The organism is Ramlibacter sp. GS1-15, assembly GCF_057785015.1.
This window is the reverse complement of record NZ_JBYNTU010000001.1, coordinates 1773994-1790413: the sequence shown is the minus strand read 5'-3', so window position 1 is coordinate 1790413 and position 16420 is coordinate 1773994. Positions and strand designations below refer to the sequence as shown.

Annotated in this window: 20 protein-coding genes; 11 read left to right on the top strand and 9 right to left on the bottom strand. The window is 65.9% G+C overall.

Annotated elements, in window-relative coordinates; all coding sequences use genetic code 11:
• The first annotated feature begins 121 nt into the window (after window positions 1–121).
• From AC3EF3_RS09020 to AC3EF3_RS09010, 3 genes are read left to right on the top strand one after another with little or no spacing between them, the layout of a single operon-like run.
• On the top strand, window positions 122–1123 hold the full coding sequence (locus AC3EF3_RS09020) for a TRAP transporter substrate-binding protein (RefSeq protein ID WP_488531815.1): 1002 nt from the start codon (window positions 122–124) through the stop codon (window positions 1121–1123).
• 6 nt (window positions 1124–1129) lie between these two features.
• Window positions 1130–1738: a TRAP transporter small permease gene (locus AC3EF3_RS09015; protein ID WP_488531814.1), complete on the top strand. Its 609-nt coding sequence runs from the start codon at window positions 1130–1132 to the stop codon at window positions 1736–1738.
• The gene (locus tag AC3EF3_RS09010) at window positions 1735–3129 is read left to right on the top strand and encodes a TRAP transporter large permease (RefSeq protein ID WP_488531813.1); all 1395 of its coding nucleotides are present in this window, start codon (window positions 1735–1737) and stop codon (window positions 3127–3129) included. Before AC3EF3_RS09015 ends, AC3EF3_RS09010 begins: the two co-directional genes overlap by 4 nt.
• Before the next feature lie 7 nt (window positions 3130–3136).
• On the opposite strand, the gene AC3EF3_RS09005 is transcribed toward AC3EF3_RS09010, so the two are convergent.
• Window positions 3137–3859: a ribonuclease activity regulator RraA gene (locus AC3EF3_RS09005; RefSeq protein WP_488531812.1), complete on the bottom strand. Its 723-nt coding sequence runs from the start codon at window positions 3857–3859 to the stop codon at window positions 3137–3139.
• Window positions 3860–3913: 54 nt separating this feature from the next.
• Here AC3EF3_RS09005 and AC3EF3_RS09000 point away from each other — a divergent pair, with 54 nt between their 5' ends.
• Window positions 3914–4318, top strand: a complete 405-nt coding sequence (locus tag AC3EF3_RS09000) for an FKBP-type peptidyl-prolyl cis-trans isomerase (protein WP_488531811.1) — start codon at window positions 3914–3916, stop codon at window positions 4316–4318.
• Between the two features lie 105 nt (window positions 4319–4423).
• A complete protein-coding gene (locus AC3EF3_RS08995) occupies window positions 4424–5029 on the top strand; it encodes a DUF1326 domain-containing protein (RefSeq protein WP_488531810.1) in 606 nt (201 codons plus the stop codon).
• Between the two features lie 6 nt (window positions 5030–5035).
• On the opposite strand, the gene AC3EF3_RS08990 is transcribed toward AC3EF3_RS08995, so the two are convergent.
• Window positions 5036–5929, bottom strand: coding sequence for a ketopantoate reductase family protein (locus tag AC3EF3_RS08990; RefSeq protein ID WP_488533761.1), 894 nt, complete (start codon window positions 5927–5929; stop codon window positions 5036–5038).
• The gene (locus AC3EF3_RS08985) at window positions 5929–6651 is read right to left on the bottom strand and encodes a glycine zipper 2TM domain-containing protein (protein WP_488531809.1); all 723 of its coding nucleotides are present in this window, start codon (window positions 6649–6651) and stop codon (window positions 5929–5931) included. The genes AC3EF3_RS08990 and AC3EF3_RS08985 overlap by 1 nt, the downstream gene beginning before the upstream one ends.
• 125 nt (window positions 6652–6776) lie before the next feature.
• Here AC3EF3_RS08985 and AC3EF3_RS08980 point away from each other — a divergent pair, with 125 nt between their 5' ends.
• Both AC3EF3_RS08980 and cynS read left to right on the top strand, forming a co-directional pair.
• On the top strand, window positions 6777–7232 hold the full coding sequence (locus AC3EF3_RS08980; protein ID WP_488531808.1) for an EVE domain-containing protein: 456 nt from the start codon (window positions 6777–6779) through the stop codon (window positions 7230–7232).
• 45 nt (window positions 7233–7277) lie between these two features.
• A complete protein-coding gene (gene cynS / locus AC3EF3_RS08975; RefSeq protein WP_488531807.1) occupies window positions 7278–7721 on the top strand; it encodes a cyanase in 444 nt (147 codons plus the stop codon).
• Window positions 7722–7724: 3 nt separating this feature from the next.
• Here cynS and AC3EF3_RS08970 read toward each other — a convergent pair whose 3' ends face one another.
• From AC3EF3_RS08970 to clpS, 3 genes are all read right to left on the bottom strand, one after another.
• Entirely contained in the window at window positions 7725–8243 is a 519-nt protein-coding gene (locus tag AC3EF3_RS08970; RefSeq protein WP_488531806.1) for a superoxide dismutase family protein, read from the bottom strand.
• 77 nt (window positions 8244–8320) lie between these two features.
• Complete coding sequence (gene clpA, locus AC3EF3_RS08965; protein ID WP_488531805.1) at window positions 8321–10642, bottom strand: ATP-dependent Clp protease ATP-binding subunit ClpA; 2322 nt, start codon at window positions 10640–10642, stop codon at window positions 8321–8323.
• 57 nt (window positions 10643–10699) lie between these two features.
• A complete protein-coding gene (gene clpS, locus AC3EF3_RS08960; protein WP_488531804.1) occupies window positions 10700–11068 on the bottom strand; it encodes an ATP-dependent Clp protease adapter ClpS in 369 nt (122 codons plus the stop codon).
• Between the two features lie 234 nt (window positions 11069–11302).
• Here clpS and AC3EF3_RS08955 point away from each other — a divergent pair, with 234 nt between their 5' ends.
• Window positions 11303–11629: a cold-shock protein gene (locus AC3EF3_RS08955; protein ID WP_488531803.1), complete on the top strand. Its 327-nt coding sequence runs from the start codon at window positions 11303–11305 to the stop codon at window positions 11627–11629.
• Window positions 11630–11694: 65 nt separating this feature from the next.
• Here AC3EF3_RS08955 and icd read toward each other — a convergent pair whose 3' ends face one another.
• Window positions 11695–12948, bottom strand: coding sequence for an NADP-dependent isocitrate dehydrogenase (gene icd / locus AC3EF3_RS08950; RefSeq protein WP_488531802.1), 1254 nt, complete (start codon window positions 12946–12948; stop codon window positions 11695–11697).
• A 153-nt stretch (window positions 12949–13101) separates the two neighbouring features.
• Between icd and AC3EF3_RS08945 the strand changes: the two genes are divergently transcribed.
• The 3 genes from AC3EF3_RS08945 (at window position 13102) to AC3EF3_RS08935 (ending at window position 14330) form a co-directional block, all read left to right on the top strand.
• Window positions 13102–13407 carry a hypothetical protein gene (locus tag AC3EF3_RS08945; RefSeq protein WP_488531801.1) on the top strand — a complete coding sequence of 102 codons (306 nt, stop codon included), beginning with the start codon at window positions 13102–13104 and terminating at the stop codon, window positions 13405–13407.
• Window positions 13408–13571: 164 nt separating this feature from the next.
• Window positions 13572–13805, top strand: a complete 234-nt coding sequence (locus AC3EF3_RS08940; protein WP_488531800.1) for a hypothetical protein — start codon at window positions 13572–13574, stop codon at window positions 13803–13805.
• A gap of 75 nt (window positions 13806–13880) precedes the next feature.
• A complete protein-coding gene (locus AC3EF3_RS08935) occupies window positions 13881–14330 on the top strand; it encodes a DUF192 domain-containing protein (RefSeq protein WP_488531799.1) in 450 nt (149 codons plus the stop codon).
• 42 nt (window positions 14331–14372) lie between these two features.
• On the opposite strand, the gene AC3EF3_RS08930 is transcribed toward AC3EF3_RS08935, so the two are convergent.
• Entirely contained in the window at window positions 14373–14954 is a 582-nt protein-coding gene (locus AC3EF3_RS08930; protein ID WP_488531798.1) for a superoxide dismutase, read from the bottom strand.
• Between the two features lie 40 nt (window positions 14955–14994).
• Window positions 14995–16293 carry an exodeoxyribonuclease VII large subunit gene (gene xseA, locus AC3EF3_RS08925; protein WP_488531797.1) on the bottom strand — a complete coding sequence of 433 codons (1299 nt, stop codon included), beginning with the start codon at window positions 16291–16293 and terminating at the stop codon, window positions 14995–14997.
• Between the last annotated feature and the right edge of the window lie 127 nt (window positions 16294–16420).

Below are 16420 nucleotides of genomic sequence, written 5' to 3'. Positions count from 1 at the left end.
GGTGTGCGCCCTAGGTAAAAACCACATGACCGCACTCAGGGCTCTCTCTGATGACGCTCGCCGCTGCTGCGTGATTGAATGGCTGTCGTTGCAACAACAAGTCGTCAAGGAGACCTGCCCCATGAAACGTCGCTCCCTCATCACCGCCGGCGCGGCCGCCGCCGCATTGGGCGTTGCCGGCGTGAAGGCCCAACAGCCGATCGTGGTCAAGTTCAGCCACGTGGTCGCCGAGCACACCCCCAAGGGCAAGGGCTCGCTCAAGTTCAAGGAGCTCGCCGAAGAGAGGACCAAGGGCCGCGTCAAGGTCGAGGTCTATCCCAACAGCTCGCTGTTCAAGGACGGCGAGGAGATGGACGCACTGCAGCTCGGCTCCGTGCAGCTGCTCGCTCCTTCGCTCGCGAAGTTCGGGCCCCTGGGCGTGCGCGAGTTCGAGGTGTTCGACCTGCCGTACATCTTCGACAACTACGCGGAGCTGCACAAGGTGACCGAGGGCCCCGTCGGCGCCAAGCTGTTCAGCAAGCTCGAAAGCAAGGGCGTGCAAGGCCTGGCGTACTGGGACAACGGCCTGAAGGTGATGAGCGCCAACAAGTCGATCCGCGTGCCGGCCGACTACAAGGGCCTGAAGATGCGCATCCAGTCGTCCAAGGTGCTGGGCGACCAGATGAAGGCGCTGGGCGCGATCCCGCAGGTGATGGCGTTCTCCGAGGTGTACCAGGCGCTGCAGACCGGCGTGGTGGACGGCACGGAGAACACGCCTTCCAACGTCTACACGCAGAAGATGCACGAGGTGCAGAAGTTCATCGCGCTCACCGACCACGGCTACATCGGCTACGCGGTGATCGCCAACAAGAAGTTCTGGGACGGCCTGCCCGCCGATGTGCGCAAGACGCTCGACGGCGCGATGAAGGACGCGACGAAGTACGCGAACGACATCGCCGCCAAGGAGAACGAGGATGCGCTCGAAGCGATCAAGAAGAGCGGCAGGAGCCAGATGCTCACACTGACGGCCGACGAGAAGGCGCAGCTGAAAAAGGCGCTGCTCGTGGTGCACAAGGAGAACGAGTCGCGCATCGGCAAGGAAACGATCCAGGCCGTGTACCAGGCCACCGGCTTCAAGGCCTGACGCGCGATGGGCCGCTTGCTCGATCATCTGGAGGAGTGGCTCATCGCAGCCCTGATGGGTGCGGCCACGCTGCTGATCTTCTTCGCCGTCGTCCACCGCTACTCGGCCGGGATTCCGGTTCCGGCCGTGCAGGACGTGCTGCTGAAGATCGACCTGTCGTGGGCGCAGGAGCTGTGCATCTACATGTTCGTGTGGATGGCGAAGTTCGGCGCCGCCTACGGCGTGCGCACGGGCATCCACGTGGGCGTGGACGTGTTGATCAACCGCCTGCCGCCCGGCCTGCACAAGGCCTATGTCCTGGTCGGCATGGCCGCGGGCGCGCTCTTCACGGGCATCGTGGGCACGCTGGGTGCCACCTTCACCTGGGACATGGCCCACACCAGCAACACGACGCCGGACCTCGAATTGCCCAAGTGGATCGTCTACCTGTGCATCCCGCTGGGGTCGTACCTGATGTGCTTCCGCTTCCTGCAGGTCGCGTGGTATTTCGCGCGTACTGGCGAGCTGCCGCGCCATGACGTGACTCACGTCGAAGGCGTCCCGCCTGCCGATGTGGTCGAAGGCATGCCGGACAACCTGCATCCGCTGCCCGCGTCGCCGGGAGCGCGGACATGAGCACGGCAGCCGTTCCCCTGCGCGCCGATGCGCCGCGCTGGCCCTCGCTGATTCCGCCGGTCATCCTGCTCGCGCCGTTCCTGCTGCGGCTGGCGGGCGCGCCCGTGAACAACGCGTGGATCATCTTCGCGCTGCTGATCGGGCTGATGCTCACCGGCATGCCGATCTCGATCTCGCTCGGCCTTACCGTGCTCACGTACCTGTTCACGATGACGACGGTACCGATCGAATCGGTGGCCCTGAAGCTGTTCACCGGCATCGAGAAGTTCGAGATCATGGCGATCCCGTTCTTCATCCTCGCCGGCAACTTCCTCACGCACGGCGGCGTCGCGCGAAGGATGATCAACTTCGCCTCCTCCATGGTCGGGCACTGGCATGGCGGGCTCGCGCTCGCCGGCGTGATGGCGTGCGCGCTCTTCGCGGCGGTGTCGGGCTCGTCGCCCGCAACCGTGGTCGCCATCGGCTCGATCATCCTGCCCGCGATGGTCAAGCAGGGATTCCCCAAGCGCTTCGGCGCCGGCGTGATCACCACGTCGGGCGCGCTGGGGATCCTGATCCCGCCGTCGATCGTGATGGTGATGTACGCGGTGGCGACCAACACCTCGGTCGGCGCCCTCTTCATCGCCGGCATCATTCCCGGCCTCGTGCTGGCCGTCATGCTGGGCGTGGTGACGTGGTGGCGCGCGCGCCGCTTCAACTACCCGCGCCAGCCGGTGGCCTCGTGGGACGAGCGCTTCACCGCCTTTCGCAAGGCGATCTGGGGTTTGCTGCTGATCGTGGTCGTGATCGGCGGCATCTACACCGGCATCTTCACGCCGACCGAAGCGGCGGCGATGAGCGCGGTGTACGCCTTCTTCATCGCCGTGTTCGTGTACCGGGACCTGGGCTTGAAACAGGTGCCCAAGGTGCTGCTCGACAGCGCGAACATGTCGGCGATGCTGCTGTACATCATCACCAATGCGGTGATGTTCAGCTACCTGATGACGTCGGAGAACATCCCGCAGGCCCTGGCCGCATGGATGATCGACAAGCACCTGGGTGCCGTGGGCTTCCTGCTGTTCGTCAACATCATCCTGCTGCTCGCGGGCAACGTGATGGAGCCGTCGTCGATCGTGCTGATCATGGCGCCCATCCTGTTCCCCGTCGCGATGAAGCTGGGCATCGACCCGGTGCACTTCGGCATCATGATGACGGTGAACATGGAGGTCGGCATGTGCCACCCGCCGGTGGGGCTGAATCTCTACGTCGCCTCGGGGATAGCGAAGATGGGCATCACCGACCTGACCATCGCCGTGTGGCCGTGGCTCGCGACGATGCTGGTGTTCCTGCTGATGGTGACCTACTGGCCGGACCTGTCGATCTGGCTGCCGAAGGTGCTGGGGATGATGTAGGGCGCGGCTAGCGGCCCTTCCGCCAGGCCTCGTAGCGCTTGCGGTTCTCCTCGTTGGGCGGGTACAGCCCCGGCAGCTTCGCGCCCTGCTCCACCTCGGACATGATCCAGTTCTCGAGATGTTCCTGCTCGGTGGCGGCGGCGATCACGTCGTCGAGCAGCGCGGCCGGGATCAGCACGGCGCCGTCCTGGTCGACCACGACGACATCGTTCGGGAATACCGCGACGCCGCCGCAATCGATCGGCTCCTGCCAGCCGACGAAAGTGAGGCCCGCCACCGAGGGCGGCGCGGCCGTGCCCTGGCACCACACGTTCAGGCCCGTGCCGAGCACGCCCTGCACGTCGCGCACGACACCGTCCGTCACCAGCGCGGCGACGCCCTTCTTCACCATGCGCGCGCACAGGATGTCGCCGAAGATGCCGGCGTCGGTCGTGCGCATCGCGCCGACCACCGCGACGCAGCCGGCCGGCATGGCCTCGATCGCGGCGCGCGTGGAAATCGGCGAGCCCCACGACGCCGGCGTGGCGAGATCCTCGCGCGCGGGCACGAAGCGCAGCGTGAAGGCGCGGCCCGCCACCCGCGGCTGGCCGGGCTTGAGCGGCATCGTGCCGCGCATCCAGACGTTGCGCAGGCCCTTCTTGAGGAGCACGGTGGTGATGGTGCCGGTGGAGACAGCGAGCAATGCGTCGATCCTGGCTTGCTCGAGCGGGAGCGGTTCGGTGTTCGTCATGGGTGGTGCAACTCCTGAGCGGCCAGTATAGGCAGGCGTGCACAATGCGCAGCCATGCGAACCTTTCTCTATCTTCTGTCCCTCGCCGCCCTCCTCGCCGGCTGCGCCACGGCGCCGCGCGCACCCGTCACCACGCCGAGCGGCCTCGTGTACCAGTCACTCAGGGAAGGAACGGGCACGCCGCCCAGCGCCACCGACGTCGTGCGGGTGCATTACCGCGGCACCTTGCTGGACGGTCGCGAGTTCGACAGTTCGTACGCGCACAAGGAGCCGGCCGAGTTCCCTCTCAATCGCGTGATCAGGTGCTGGACCGAAGGCCTGCAGATGATGAAGCCAGGCGGCAAGGCCAGGCTCACCTGCCCGCCGCAGATCGCTTACGGCGAGAAGGGCGCGGGCGGCGTGATCCCGCCCAATGCCACCTTGAACTTCGAAGTCGAGCTGCTCGACGTCACGCGCTGACCGTCCGGCACCCACGCGGGCGCTGCCCTGCGGCGGGCCTCACCGCGGCTTGAACAATCGCTCAGGCCGGCTATTCTTCTCTGCGCATCGCGTGAGGAGACCGCCATGTCCTGGCAAATTTCCGGTCAGTACGCCGAAACCTGCAACTGCACGCAGCTCTGCCCCTGCATCACCAGCAATCTCGCGGCGACGCCCACCGAAGGCGACTGCAAGGCGGCGCTGGGCCTGCGCATCGACAAGGGCAGCAAGGACGGTGTGCCGCTCGACGGAATCAGCTTCCTGGTGCTGCTGCAATCGAAAGGACCGATGGGCTCGGGCGACATGACCGTGGGCCTGGTCGTGGACTCGTCGGCATCGCAGGAGCAAGTCGATGCGATCACGGCGATCGCGAGCGGCGCGGCGGGCGGGCCCATGGCCATGATGGCGCCGCTGGTCGGCAAGTTCGCGGGCGTGGAGCGCGCCAAGGTCTCCATCACGCAGGATGGCAACCAGTGGTTCGTGCGCGGCGGCGATTTCGTCGACCAGGTGTGCGACGCGATGCTCAACATGGACGGGCGGCCGATCGCTATCGACGATGTCTCGCACCCGGTCAATTCACGGCTGTCGCTGGCGAAGGCGAAACGCAGCCACATGCACGCGTTCGGCATCGACTGGGACGACGACACCGGCACGCGCAACGGCCATTTCGCGCCGTTCGCCTGGTCGGGCTGATTCCGGCTACTTCTTCGGTTCGATCAGCTTCACCAGCGCCCACAGCGCCTGGTTGGCGGGCGTCTTGATGCCCAGCGCCTTGCCGCGCTGGACGATGTAGCCGTTCAGGTAATCGATCTCGGTCGGCTTGCCGCGCATGATGTCCTGCGCGGTCGAGGCGTATTGCTGCGGGATCGTCTCGTAGATGCGGCGCACGGCGGCATCGACGTCGCCCGGAATCGTCACTCCCTCCGCCTCCGCGATCGCGAGGCACCCGTCGATGACGTCGCGCATCACGTCCTGGATGCCGACGCCGGGCACGGTTTCGCCGTACGGCTTGCGCGCGATCGCGGAGATCGCGTTGTACGCGCAGTTCAGGATCAGCTTGAGCCACAACGCGCCGCGCACGTTCGGCGAAACCTCGGTCGGCACGCCCGCTTCGACGAAGGTCCGGGCCAAGCCCGGGATCTTGCGCACGGGATCGATCACCAGCTCGCCCCGGCCGTGGTGCTTGAGATGACCGGGGCCTGCAACCTCGGCACCGACATAGACGACCGCCGCGGCGACCTCGGGCTGGGCCAGGATACGCCGCAGCCGCACGTCGTTGTCCACGCCGTTCTGCAGGCACAGCACCACGCTTTCCTTTCCGACGAAGGCTTTGATCTGCTCGCCGGCGCTTTCCGTGTCGGTGGACTTCACGCAGAAGAGCACGAGCTGTGCGCCCATTACGGCGGCCGGGTCGCTGCTCGCCCGCACGCGCACCCGCTCGTCGAAGGTCTTCGTATCCATGCGCAGGCCGTCGCGCCCGATCGCCTCGACGTGCTGGGGTCGCGCAACGAGCGTCACGTCATGGCCGGCGCGCGCGAGCATGCCGCCGAAATACATGCCGACGGCGCCGGCGCCCATGACCGCGACCTTGATCACACTGGCGTCCACACGCCGTCGTCGCGACGGCAAGCGGTTTCGTTCACCCGCCTCCAGCCCTGCGGCGTTTGCTCCTCGAAGGTGTAGTTGCGGCATTGACGACCGCCCCGCCCGGCGCTCACCTGCCCCGGAACCACCGCATATTGCTGCGGGCCGGAAGCCCATTGCACGCGCTGGCCGGCCGGGGCGAACTCCAGCACCTGGCCCACGCAGGCCTGGTCGCCGGCGTCGATGCGGCGGCCGATCTCGCCGCCGATCAGCACCCCACCCACCGCGCCGCCGACGGTCGCCAGCGCGCGGCCATTGCCATGGCCGATCTGGTTGCCCAGCAGGCCCCCCAGCAGGCCGCCGAGCACGCGCCCGACGGTCTGGCTCTCGCAGCGCATCACTCCCGTGCTGGGGACGGCCGGAGCGGCCTGGTACACGGGCGCCCCCTGCTGGACGACCATCCACGGCGGGTACACCACGGCCGGTGCAGGCTGCACGACCACCGGCGCGGGCTGCACCACCACGGGTTGCGCCCGGCACTTGCGCTTTTCCTCGTATTCGCCGTGCTTCCACTTGCGCTCGACCTTGCAGTTGCCCTCGTAGAACGTCTCCTTGTGCTTGTGGTGATGCCGAGGACCGTCGTCGTCATCATCGTCATCGGCGCGCGCGGGATGGATCGCGACGACGGCCAGCAGGAGGGCGAGCAGGTAGATCGACGGGTGTTTCTTCATGGGCGGCAAAGGTGGCTTCGAAGTTTCGACAACGTCGATCATCCACGCGGTTCACTGCTCAGCCAAGTGCCGGACGATCTGTTACATCCAGGGCGCGCCCGGTGTGTACGTCACAATGCGCCGTCATGAACTACTGGCTGATGAAATCCGAGCCCGACGAAGTGTCGGTGGACGACGCAATAGCGGCGCCCAAGTCGACGGTCGCCTGGACCGGTGTGCGCAACTACCAGGCGCGCAACTACATGCGCGACCAGATGCGCGTGGGCGACGGCGTGCTGTTCTATCACTCGAGCTGTCCCGAGCCGGGCATCGTCGGCATCGGCCGCGTGGCATCGGCGCCCTACCCCGACCCGACGCAGTTCGACAAGAAGTCCGATTACTACGACCCCAAGTCGAAGAAGGAAGAACCGCGCTGGATGCTGGTGGACGTGCAGGTGACGAAGAAGATCCCGTTGATCTCGCTGGCCGAGCTGCGCGAGCGGCCCGAGCTGGCGGACATGATCGTGCTCAAACGCGGCAACCGCCTGTCGATCACGCCGGTCGAGCCGAAGCACTGGAGGGCCATCGTCGGCAAGGCATGACTGTTGCTTGGACGGGGTGCATCCATCTGCGCCAAGGAGCAACGCATGAACCGCAACGACGTCACCGAAAAGATCATCGCCGCGAAGGTCTCGCGCGGCCTGACGTGGGCCGGCGTGGCCGGGAAGATCGGCCGGTCCAAGGAGTGGACGACAGCGCTGTGCCTGGGCCAGATGACGGCCACCGACGAGCAGGCCCAGGCGCTCGGCGAGATCTTCGGCCTGAGCGGCGAGGAAACGAAGTGGCTCAAGGTGGTGCCGTACAAGGGGTCGCTGCCGACGGTCGTGCCGGCCGACCCTCTGATCTACCGCTGGTACGAGATCGTCAGCGTGTACGGCACGACCATCAAGGAGCTGATCCACGAGGAGTTCGGCGACGGCATCATGAGCGCGATCGACTTCTCGATGGACATCACGCGCGAGCCCGACCCGAAGGGCGACCGCGTGAACGTCGTGCTCTCGGGCAAGTTCCTGCCCTACAAAACGTACTGACGGCTACGACTTCGCGATCACGCCGCACGCCACACGCGCGCCGGAATTGCCCGCGGGCTGCGTCTTGAAATCGTCCGGGTCGCGGTGCACGACCAGGCCGCGGCCCACCACGTCGTTCGCGCCGCCGCTGCCCACCGAAATCGAATCGGCTTCGTAGCTGATCTTCGCCACGCCCGATGCATCCGCGGCGAGCGGCGGCAGGTCGCCAGCGTGGTGCGGCTGCCGGTGCGCGTCGCCGTGCGGTTTGCCGTCCGGATTGAAGTGCCCGCCGGCACTGGCCGCATCGGGTGCGGAGCAGTCGCCCTTGTCGTGGACGTGGAAGCCGTGCTGCGCACCCGGCTTCAGCCCGCGCACTTCGCCGCTGACCAGCACCTTGCCGCCATGCTGCACGAATTGCACGGAGCCGCTGGCCGTGTTGCCGGCGGTGGGCTGCAGCGTCGCGATGGCACGCGGTCCCGGAGGCTGCATCGAGGCACATCCCGTGAGGGCGAGGAAGGCAGCGAGTGCGGCGAGTCGGTGCATGACAGTCTCCTTTTCGGGGACTGTAACGCGCCCAAAGAAAAGCCGCCCGAAGGCGGCTCTCGTGGATCGCGACAGGCTCACTGGCCGTCGGTCGAGATCTCTTCCGGCTCCGGCCTGGATTTGCCTTCCTTCTTCGGCAAGGGCTGGATATCCAGCAGCACCTCGTCCTTGTCGTCCAGGTCGACCGTGAGGCGTCCGCCTTCGGTCAGCTTGCCGAACAGCAGCTCGTCGGCCAAGGCACGGCGGATCGTGTCCTGGATCAGGCGCTGCATCGGGCGCGCGCCCATCAGCGGATCGAAGCCCTTCTTCGCCAGGTACTTGCGCAGCTTGTCGGTGAAGGTGACTTCCACCTTCTTCTCGGCCAGCTGCTGCTCGAGCTGGAGCAGGAACTTGTCGACCACGCGCAGGATGACCTGCTCGTCCAGCGCCTTGAAGCTCACGATCGCGTCCAGGCGGTTGCGGAACTCCGGCGTGAACAGGCGCTTGATGTCGGCCATCTCGTCGCCCGACTCGCGGGCGTTCGTGAAGCCGATCGTGGCCTTGTTCAGCGACTCGGCCCCCGCGTTCGTCGTCATGATGATGATGACGTTGCGGAAGTCCGCCTTGCGGCCGTTGTTGTCCGTCAGCGTGCCGTGATCCATCACCTGCAGCAGCACGTTGAAGATGTCCGGGTGCGCCTTCTCGATCTCGTCGAGCAGCAGCACGCAGTGCGGCTTTTTCGTGATGGCTTCGGTGAGCAGGCCCCCCTGGTCGAACCCGACGTAGCCCGGAGGCGCGCCGATCAGGCGCGACACCGCATGGCGCTCCATGTACTCGGACATGTCGAAGCGGATCAGGTCCACGCCCATGATGTAGGCGAGCTGCTTGGCCGCCTCGGTCTTGCCCACGCCCGTGGGGCCCGAGAACAGGAAGGAGCCGATCGGCTTGTCGCCCTTGCCCAGGCCCGAGCGCGCCATCTTCACGGAAGCGGCGAGCACTTCGAGCGCCTTGTCCTGGCCGAACACGACGGACTTGAGGTCGCGCTCGAGGTTGGCCAGCTTGCCGCGGTCGTCGTTCGAGACGTTGGCTGGCGGGATGCGCGCGATCTTCGCCACGATCTCCTCGACCTCGGTCTTGGAAATCGTCTTCTTGCGCTTGTTCACCGGCAGGATGCGCTGCGCCGCGCCGGCCTCGTCGATCACGTCGATCGCCTTGTCGGGCAGGTGCCTGTCGTTGATGTACTTCGCGCTCAGCTCGGCAGCCGCCTGCAACGCATTGGCGGCGTACTTGACGCTGTGGTGCTCCTCGAAGCGGCTCTTCAGGCCCTTGAGGATCTCGATCGTCTCGGCCACGCTGGGCTCGACCACGTCCACCTTCTGGAAGCGGCGGGACAGGGCCGCGTCCTTCTCGAAGATGCCGCGGTACTCGGTGAAGGTCGTCGCGCCGATGCACTTCAGCGAACCCTGGGACAGCGCCGGCTTGAGCAGGTTGCTCGCGTCCAGCGTGCCACCCGACGCCGCGCCGGCGCCGATCAGCGTGTGGATCTCGTCGATGAACAGCACCGCGTTGGGCTTGTCCTTCAGCGACTTGAGCACGCCCTTCAGGCGCTGTTCGAAATCGCCGCGGTACTTGGTGCCCGCCAGCAGCGCGCCCATGTCGAGGGAGTACACGGTGGATTCCGCGAGGATCTCCGGCACTTCCTTCTGCACGATGCGCCAGGCCAGGCCTTCGGCGATCGCCGTCTTGCCCACGCCGGCTTCGCCCACCAGCAGCGGGTTGTTCTTGCGGCGGCGGCACAGGATCTGGATCACGCGCTCGACCTCGTACTCGCGGCCGATCAGCGGGTCGATCTTGCCGTCCTTCGCGGCCTGGTTCAGGTTCTGCGTGAATTGCTCCAGGGGCGAGGCCTTCTCGCTCTTCTCGCCGCCCTCGCCTTCCTCGCCACTGGAGGATTCGCCGCTCTTGGCGGGCTCGGGCGGATCGCTCTTCTTGATGCCGTGCGCGATGAAGTTCACCACGTCCAGGCGGGTGACGCCCTGCTGGTGCAGGTAGTAGACAGCGTGCGAGTCCTTCTCGCCGAAGATGGCCACGAGCACGTTGGCGCCCGTCACTTCCTTCTTGCCGTTGCCCGTGCTCTGCACGTGCATGATCGCGCGCTGGATCACGCGCTGGAACCCCAGCGTGGGTTGCGTGTCGACGTCGTCGGTGCCGGCGACCTGCGGCGTGTTGTCCTTGATGAAGTTGGACAGCGACTTGCGCAGATCGTCGATGTTGGCCGAGCATGCGCGCAGCACTTCCGCCGCGCTGGGATTGTCCAGCAGCGCCAGCAGCAGATGCTCCACGGTGATGAATTCGTGGCGCTGTTGCCGCGCTTCCACGAACGCCATGTGGAGGCTGACTTCCAATTCCTGGGCAATCATCTCAATTCCTTTTGCCTTGCTGCTTCAATGAATACTGTAGATCGGTTCGACTGCCGTTTATTCAACCGGTTCACTCACACATTGCAGGGGATGCCCGGCTTGACGCGCGGCTTCCTGCACCTGCTCCACCTTCGTCGAGGCGATGTCACGTGAATACACGCCGCAAATCCCCTTTCCGTCGAGGTGGATCTTCAGCATGATCTGCGTGGCCGTCTCCCTGTCCTTGTTGAAGAACTCCTGGATCACCACCACGACGAATTCCATGGGGGTGTAGTCGTCATTGAGCATGACGACCTGGTACATCTGCGGGGGTTTGGTTCGCTGCAGCTGGCGCTCGACCACCACCGAGTCGCCGTCGTCCTGCTTCGGCCGGGTGACCGGCGCGACAGGCGCGGGGGAAGGGGGTTTCGTTGCCATGAAATTCATTCTAGCCAGCGCCGTTTCGCACCGCAGCCTGCAAGTGAATTGGTGGCGCCACCGCGACATTCAAGCGAGCAGCCCGGCCTGCTCGAGGCCAGGCACGGCCCCGTGCCCGCCATCCGGGAAAAAGCCGTGAATCCTGCCGCACACGAAGAAACTTTAGTTTGTGAAAACATTGACAGAAGTGCCACAAGGCGTGACACTTCGCACGGTAAGAGGGTCTGCTCGAGGAAGAAGAAGATGGCGACTGGCACCGTGAAATGGTTCAACGACGCGAAGGGGTTCGGCTTCATCGAGCCGGACGGCGGCGGCGCGGACGTTTTCGCACACTTTTCCGCCATCGCCATGGAAGGTTTCAAGACGCTCAAGCAGGGCTCGCGCGTCACCTTCGACATCACGGAAGGCCCCAAGGGCCAGCTCGCGCAGAACATCCATGCCGAGCCCGGCAGCGCCGACATCAAGCCCATCTCCACCCAGCCCGGCGGCCATGACCGCCAGCCGCGCCACTCCAAGGTCCGCGCGCCCCAGTTCCACGCCTCGGGACATGGGGACCTGATCCAGAAGTAGGCTGCCCCGCGCCATAGAAAAAGCCGCCCGAAGGCGGCTTTTTTGTGCTCCGGCGCAGCCGGCGATCACATGTTGTCGATCATCACCTGGCCGAAGCCCGAGCAGCTGACCTGGGTCGCGCCGTCCATCAGGCGCGCGAAGTCGTAGGTGACCTTCTTGGAGAGGATCGCCTTCTCGAGCGAGCTGATGATCAGGTCCGCCGCCTTCGTCCAGCCCATGTGGCGCAGCATCATCTCGGCCGAAAGGATTTCGGAACCGGGGTTCACATAGTCCTTGCCGGCGTACTTGGGCGCGGTGCCGTGCGTGGCCTCGAACATCGCGACCGAGTCGCTCATGTTCGCGCCGGGGGCGATGCCGATGCCGCCCACCTGCGCCGCCAAGGCGTCGGAGATGTAGTCGCCGTTCAGGTTCAGCGTGGCGACCACGCTGTACTCGGCGGGACGCAGAAGGATCTGCTGCAGGAAGGCGTCGGCGATCGAGTCCTTCACCACGATGTCCTTGCCGGTCTTCGGGTTCTTGAACTTGCACCACGGGCCGCCGTCGATCAGCTGCGCGCCGAACTCCTTCTGCGCCAGGCCGTAGGCCCAGTCACGGAAGCCGCCTTCCGTGTATTTCATGATGTTGCCCTTGTGCACGATGGTGACGCTGGGCTTGTCGTTGTCGATCGCGTACTGGATCGCCTTGCGCACCAGGCGCTCGGTGCCTTCGCGCGACACGGGCTTGATGCCGATGCCCGACGTGCCCGGGAAGCGGATCTTCTTGACGCCCATCTCGTCGATCAGGAACTTGATGACCTTCTTCGCCTTGTCGCTCTCGGCTTCCCACTCGATGCCGGCGTAGATGTCTTCCGAGTTCTCGCGGAAGATCACCATGTTGGTCTTCTCCGGCTCCTTCAGCGGCGAGGGCACGCCGGCGAAGTACTGGATCGGGCGCAGGCAGACGTAGAGGTCCAGCTCCTGGCGCAGCGCGACGTTCAGCGAGCGGATGCCGCCGCCGACCGGCGTCGTGAGCGGGCCCTTGATCGAGACGACGTAGTCGCGCACGGCGTGCAGCGTCTCCTCGGGCAGCCACACGTCGGGGCCGTACACCTTGGTCGACTTCTCGCCGGCGTAGACCTCCATCCAGTGGATCTTCTTCTTGCCGCCATAGGCCTTGGCCACCGCGGCATCGACCACTTTCAGCATCACCGGGGTGATGTCCACGCCGGTGCCGTCGCCCTCGATGAAGGGGATGATCGGCTGGTCAGGCACGTTGCAGGAAAAGTCGGCGTTGACGGTGATCTTCTGGCCCTGCGAAGGGACCTTGATGTGCTGGTACATGGGGGAAACGTCTCCGGGGAGTGGCTGCATGCGGGTAAACCAGAGGATTCTAGCGCGTGTCAACCAATGGGCTGGCTTGTGCGTTGGCGGGAGGTTGCCCGGAGCCGGGCAACGATTTTCGAAAAACCAAACCTTTCCTGAAGGACAAGAAACATGAACAAGCTCCTCGCCGCCCTCTTCGCCACGCTGTTCGCCGGCGCCGTGTTCGCGCAAGCCGCCGCCCCGGCCCCCGCCGCCTCTGGCGCGAAGGCCGAAGCGAAGACGGAAGCCAAGGCCGAGAAGAAGGCCGCCAAGGCCGACGCGAAAGCCGAGAAGAAGGAAGCCAAGGCCGACAAGAAGGAAGCCAAGGCCAAGGCCGAAGTGAAGGCCGTGAAGGCCGACGCGAAGGCCGACGCGAAGGCCGAGAAGAAGGAAGCCAAGGCCGAAGCCAAGGCCGACGCCGCTTCCGCCAAGAAGTAATCGGGTCCGCCCGAACCGGAACGCCGCGCCGTGTGCGCGGCGTTTTTGTTTCGGGGCGGCTCGTGCGTGTCAACCGCCGCGCCGGGCTTGCCGTTGTGGTTTCACCTTCGGAAAAGCCGGAGGGGTTTTTCGAAAAATCATCTGCCACCTGAAAGGACTCAGAAATGAACAAGCTGCTCGCGACCCTCATCGCTTCCGTCTTCGCCGTGTCCACGGCCTTCGCCGCTGACGCGCCGGCCGCCGCCGCCTCCGCCGCCAAGCCCGCCGCCACCGCCGACGCCGGCATGAAGAGCGAAGCCAAGGCCGAGAAGAAGACCACCAAGAAGACCAAGAAGGCCTCCAAGAAGAAGGCTGACAAGGCCGCCGCGGCCGCTGCCCCCGCTTCCGCCGCCAAGTAATCGGCTCCTGCCGAAAGCTTCGATGCCCGCCTCGCGCGGGCATTTTCGTTTGCGTCCTCAGGTGACAATCAGCGCATGAAGTCCCTCGCCTCCGCCCTCGCTTCGCTGGCATTCGTCGCCAGCTTCGCGGCCGCCGCCCAGGAGCAGCCGCAACTCGACCTGCCGCGCGTGCAGCTCGCCGCCGGCATGCACCGTATCGATGCACAGGTCGCCGCCACGTACGACCAGCGCATGACCGGGCTCATGTTCCGCAAGGAAATGCCGCAGCACGAAGGCATGCTGTTCGTCTTCGAGCAGCCTTCGGTGCAGTGCTTCTGGATGAAGAACACGCTGCTGCCGCTCACGGCCGCCTTCGTCGCGGAGGACGGCACGATCGTGAACCTCGCCGACATGAAGCCGCAGACCGAGGATTCACACTGCTCGGCGCAGCCCGTGCGCTTCGTGCTGGAGATGAACCAGGGCTGGTTCGCCAAGAAGGGGATCAAGGCCGGCGCCAAACTCTCCGGCGCGCCGTTCCAGAAATGAGAAAAGCCGCCCGCAGGCGGCTTTTCGGTCAGGCGCTGTCGCTCAACCGAAATTCTTCTGCGCGAAGTCCCAGTTCGCGAGCTTGTCGAGGAAGGTCTCGACGAACTTCTGGCGCAGGTTGCGGTAATCGATGTAGTACGCGTGCTCCCACACGTCCACGGTGAGGATCGCCTTGTCGGCGGTGGTGAGCGGCGTGCCGGCGGCGCCCGTGTTCACGATGTCGACGCTGCCGTCCGGCTTCTTCACCAGCCAGGTCCAGCCCGAGCCGAAGTTGCCCACCGCGGACTTCACGAAGGCGTCGCGGAAGCCCGAGTAGCTGCCCCACTTCTTGTTGATCGCCTCGGCCAGCGCGCCCTTGGGCTCGCCGCCGCCCTGCGGCTTCATGCAGTTCCAGAAGAAGGTGTGGTTCCAGATCTGCGCGGAGTTGTTGTAGATGCCGCCGGAGGATTTCTTGATGATCTCCTCGAGCGCCATGTTCTCGAATTCGGTGCCCACCTGCAGCTTGTTCAGGTTGTCCACGTAGGCCTTGTGATGCTTGCCGTGGTGATACTCCAGCGTCTCGCGCGAGTAATGCGGCGCCAGCGCGTCGATCGGGTACGGCAGCGGCGGCAGGGTGTGTTCCATGGTGTTCCTCTTCGGTTGTTGGTCTATGGATTTGCCGATTCTATGAGCTGTATGTTCCGGGCGCGCGCACGGTGAGAGCAACCTCGCCGTCGGCGAGGGTGGCGGTGAGCGGCTGGCCCGGATGAGTTCGCGCGGCGCTGGTCACGGGTGCGCCCTGCTCGTCGCGCAGCAACGCGTACCCGCGCTGGAGCACCAGTTTCGGGTCGAGCAGCTCCAGCCGCATGCCGGCTCGCTCGAGCGCATGCGTGCCCTTGTCGAGGCGGGCGCGCAGTGCATCCGACACCTGCTGCTGGGTGAGCGCGAAGCCGCCCCGCTCGCGCTCGAGCCGTGCATGCATCGCGTAATGCAGCCGGTGCGCCGCGCGGCCGAGCCGCACCTGCTGAGACCCGAGGCGCGCCAGCGGGCGACCGATCCGCGCGGCCGCCTGGTCGAGCCGCTGCTGTGCGAAATCGAGCCGCCGCTGCACCGTCCGATGCAATCTCTCGCGCTCGCCGAGCAGCTCGTCGAGCCAGTCCCGGCGCGAACGGGCGGCGAGTTCGGCCGCGGCCGTCGGCGTCGGCGCGCGCACGTCGGCGCAGAAGTCGGCGATGGTGAAATCGGTTTCGTGGCCGACACCGCAAACGAGGGGCACGGGGCTGCGGGCGATCGTGCGGGCGAGGCGTTCGTCGTTGAATGCCCACAGGTCCTCGATCGAGCCGCCGCCGCGCACGAGCAGGATGACGTCGATCTCGCCCCTGGCTGCGCGCGCATAGAGCCGCTCGAGCGCTTCGATGAGCTCGCCGGGTGCCCCGCTGCCCTGCACCGCCGCCGGCGCAAACACGACCGGCACGTGGCAGGCGCGGCGCCGCAGTGCGGTCACCACGTCGTGAAGCGCCGCGGCCTGGGGCGACGTGACCAGGCCGATGCCGTGCGGCATGGCCGGCACATCCCGCTTGCGCGCTTCGTCGAACAGGCCTTCGGCTTCGAGCTTCGCCTTGAGCCGCATGAACTGTTCGAACAGGGTCCCCTGCCCGGCGCGCCGCATGGTCTCGACGACCAGTTGCAGGTCGCCGCGCGCCTCGTACACGCCCAGCCGACCCCAGGCTTCGACCATCTCGCCTTCACGCGGCATGAAATCCATCAGGCCCGCCGCGCGGCGGAACATCGCGCAGCGGATCTGGCCCTGCGCGTCTTTCAGGCAGAAGTACAGGTGCCCGCTGGCCGGCCGCGACAGGCCCGAAATCTCGCCGCGGACCGCGACAGGATTGAATCTCGCCTCCAGGGCATCGGCAACGGCGCGGCATAGCGCGCCCACCGGCCAGATTCGCGGCGCCAGGGCTGGCGGTGTGGTGTCGGACATCAGGAAACGGGGGGCTGGACGCCCGATCGGGCGTCTCGTTTAGTCCACAGATGCGGGGACAGGAAGCAAAGGATACAAAGTGCCTCGGAAAACGCTGATTTTGTCGAGCAAGGCCTTGATTTCATTC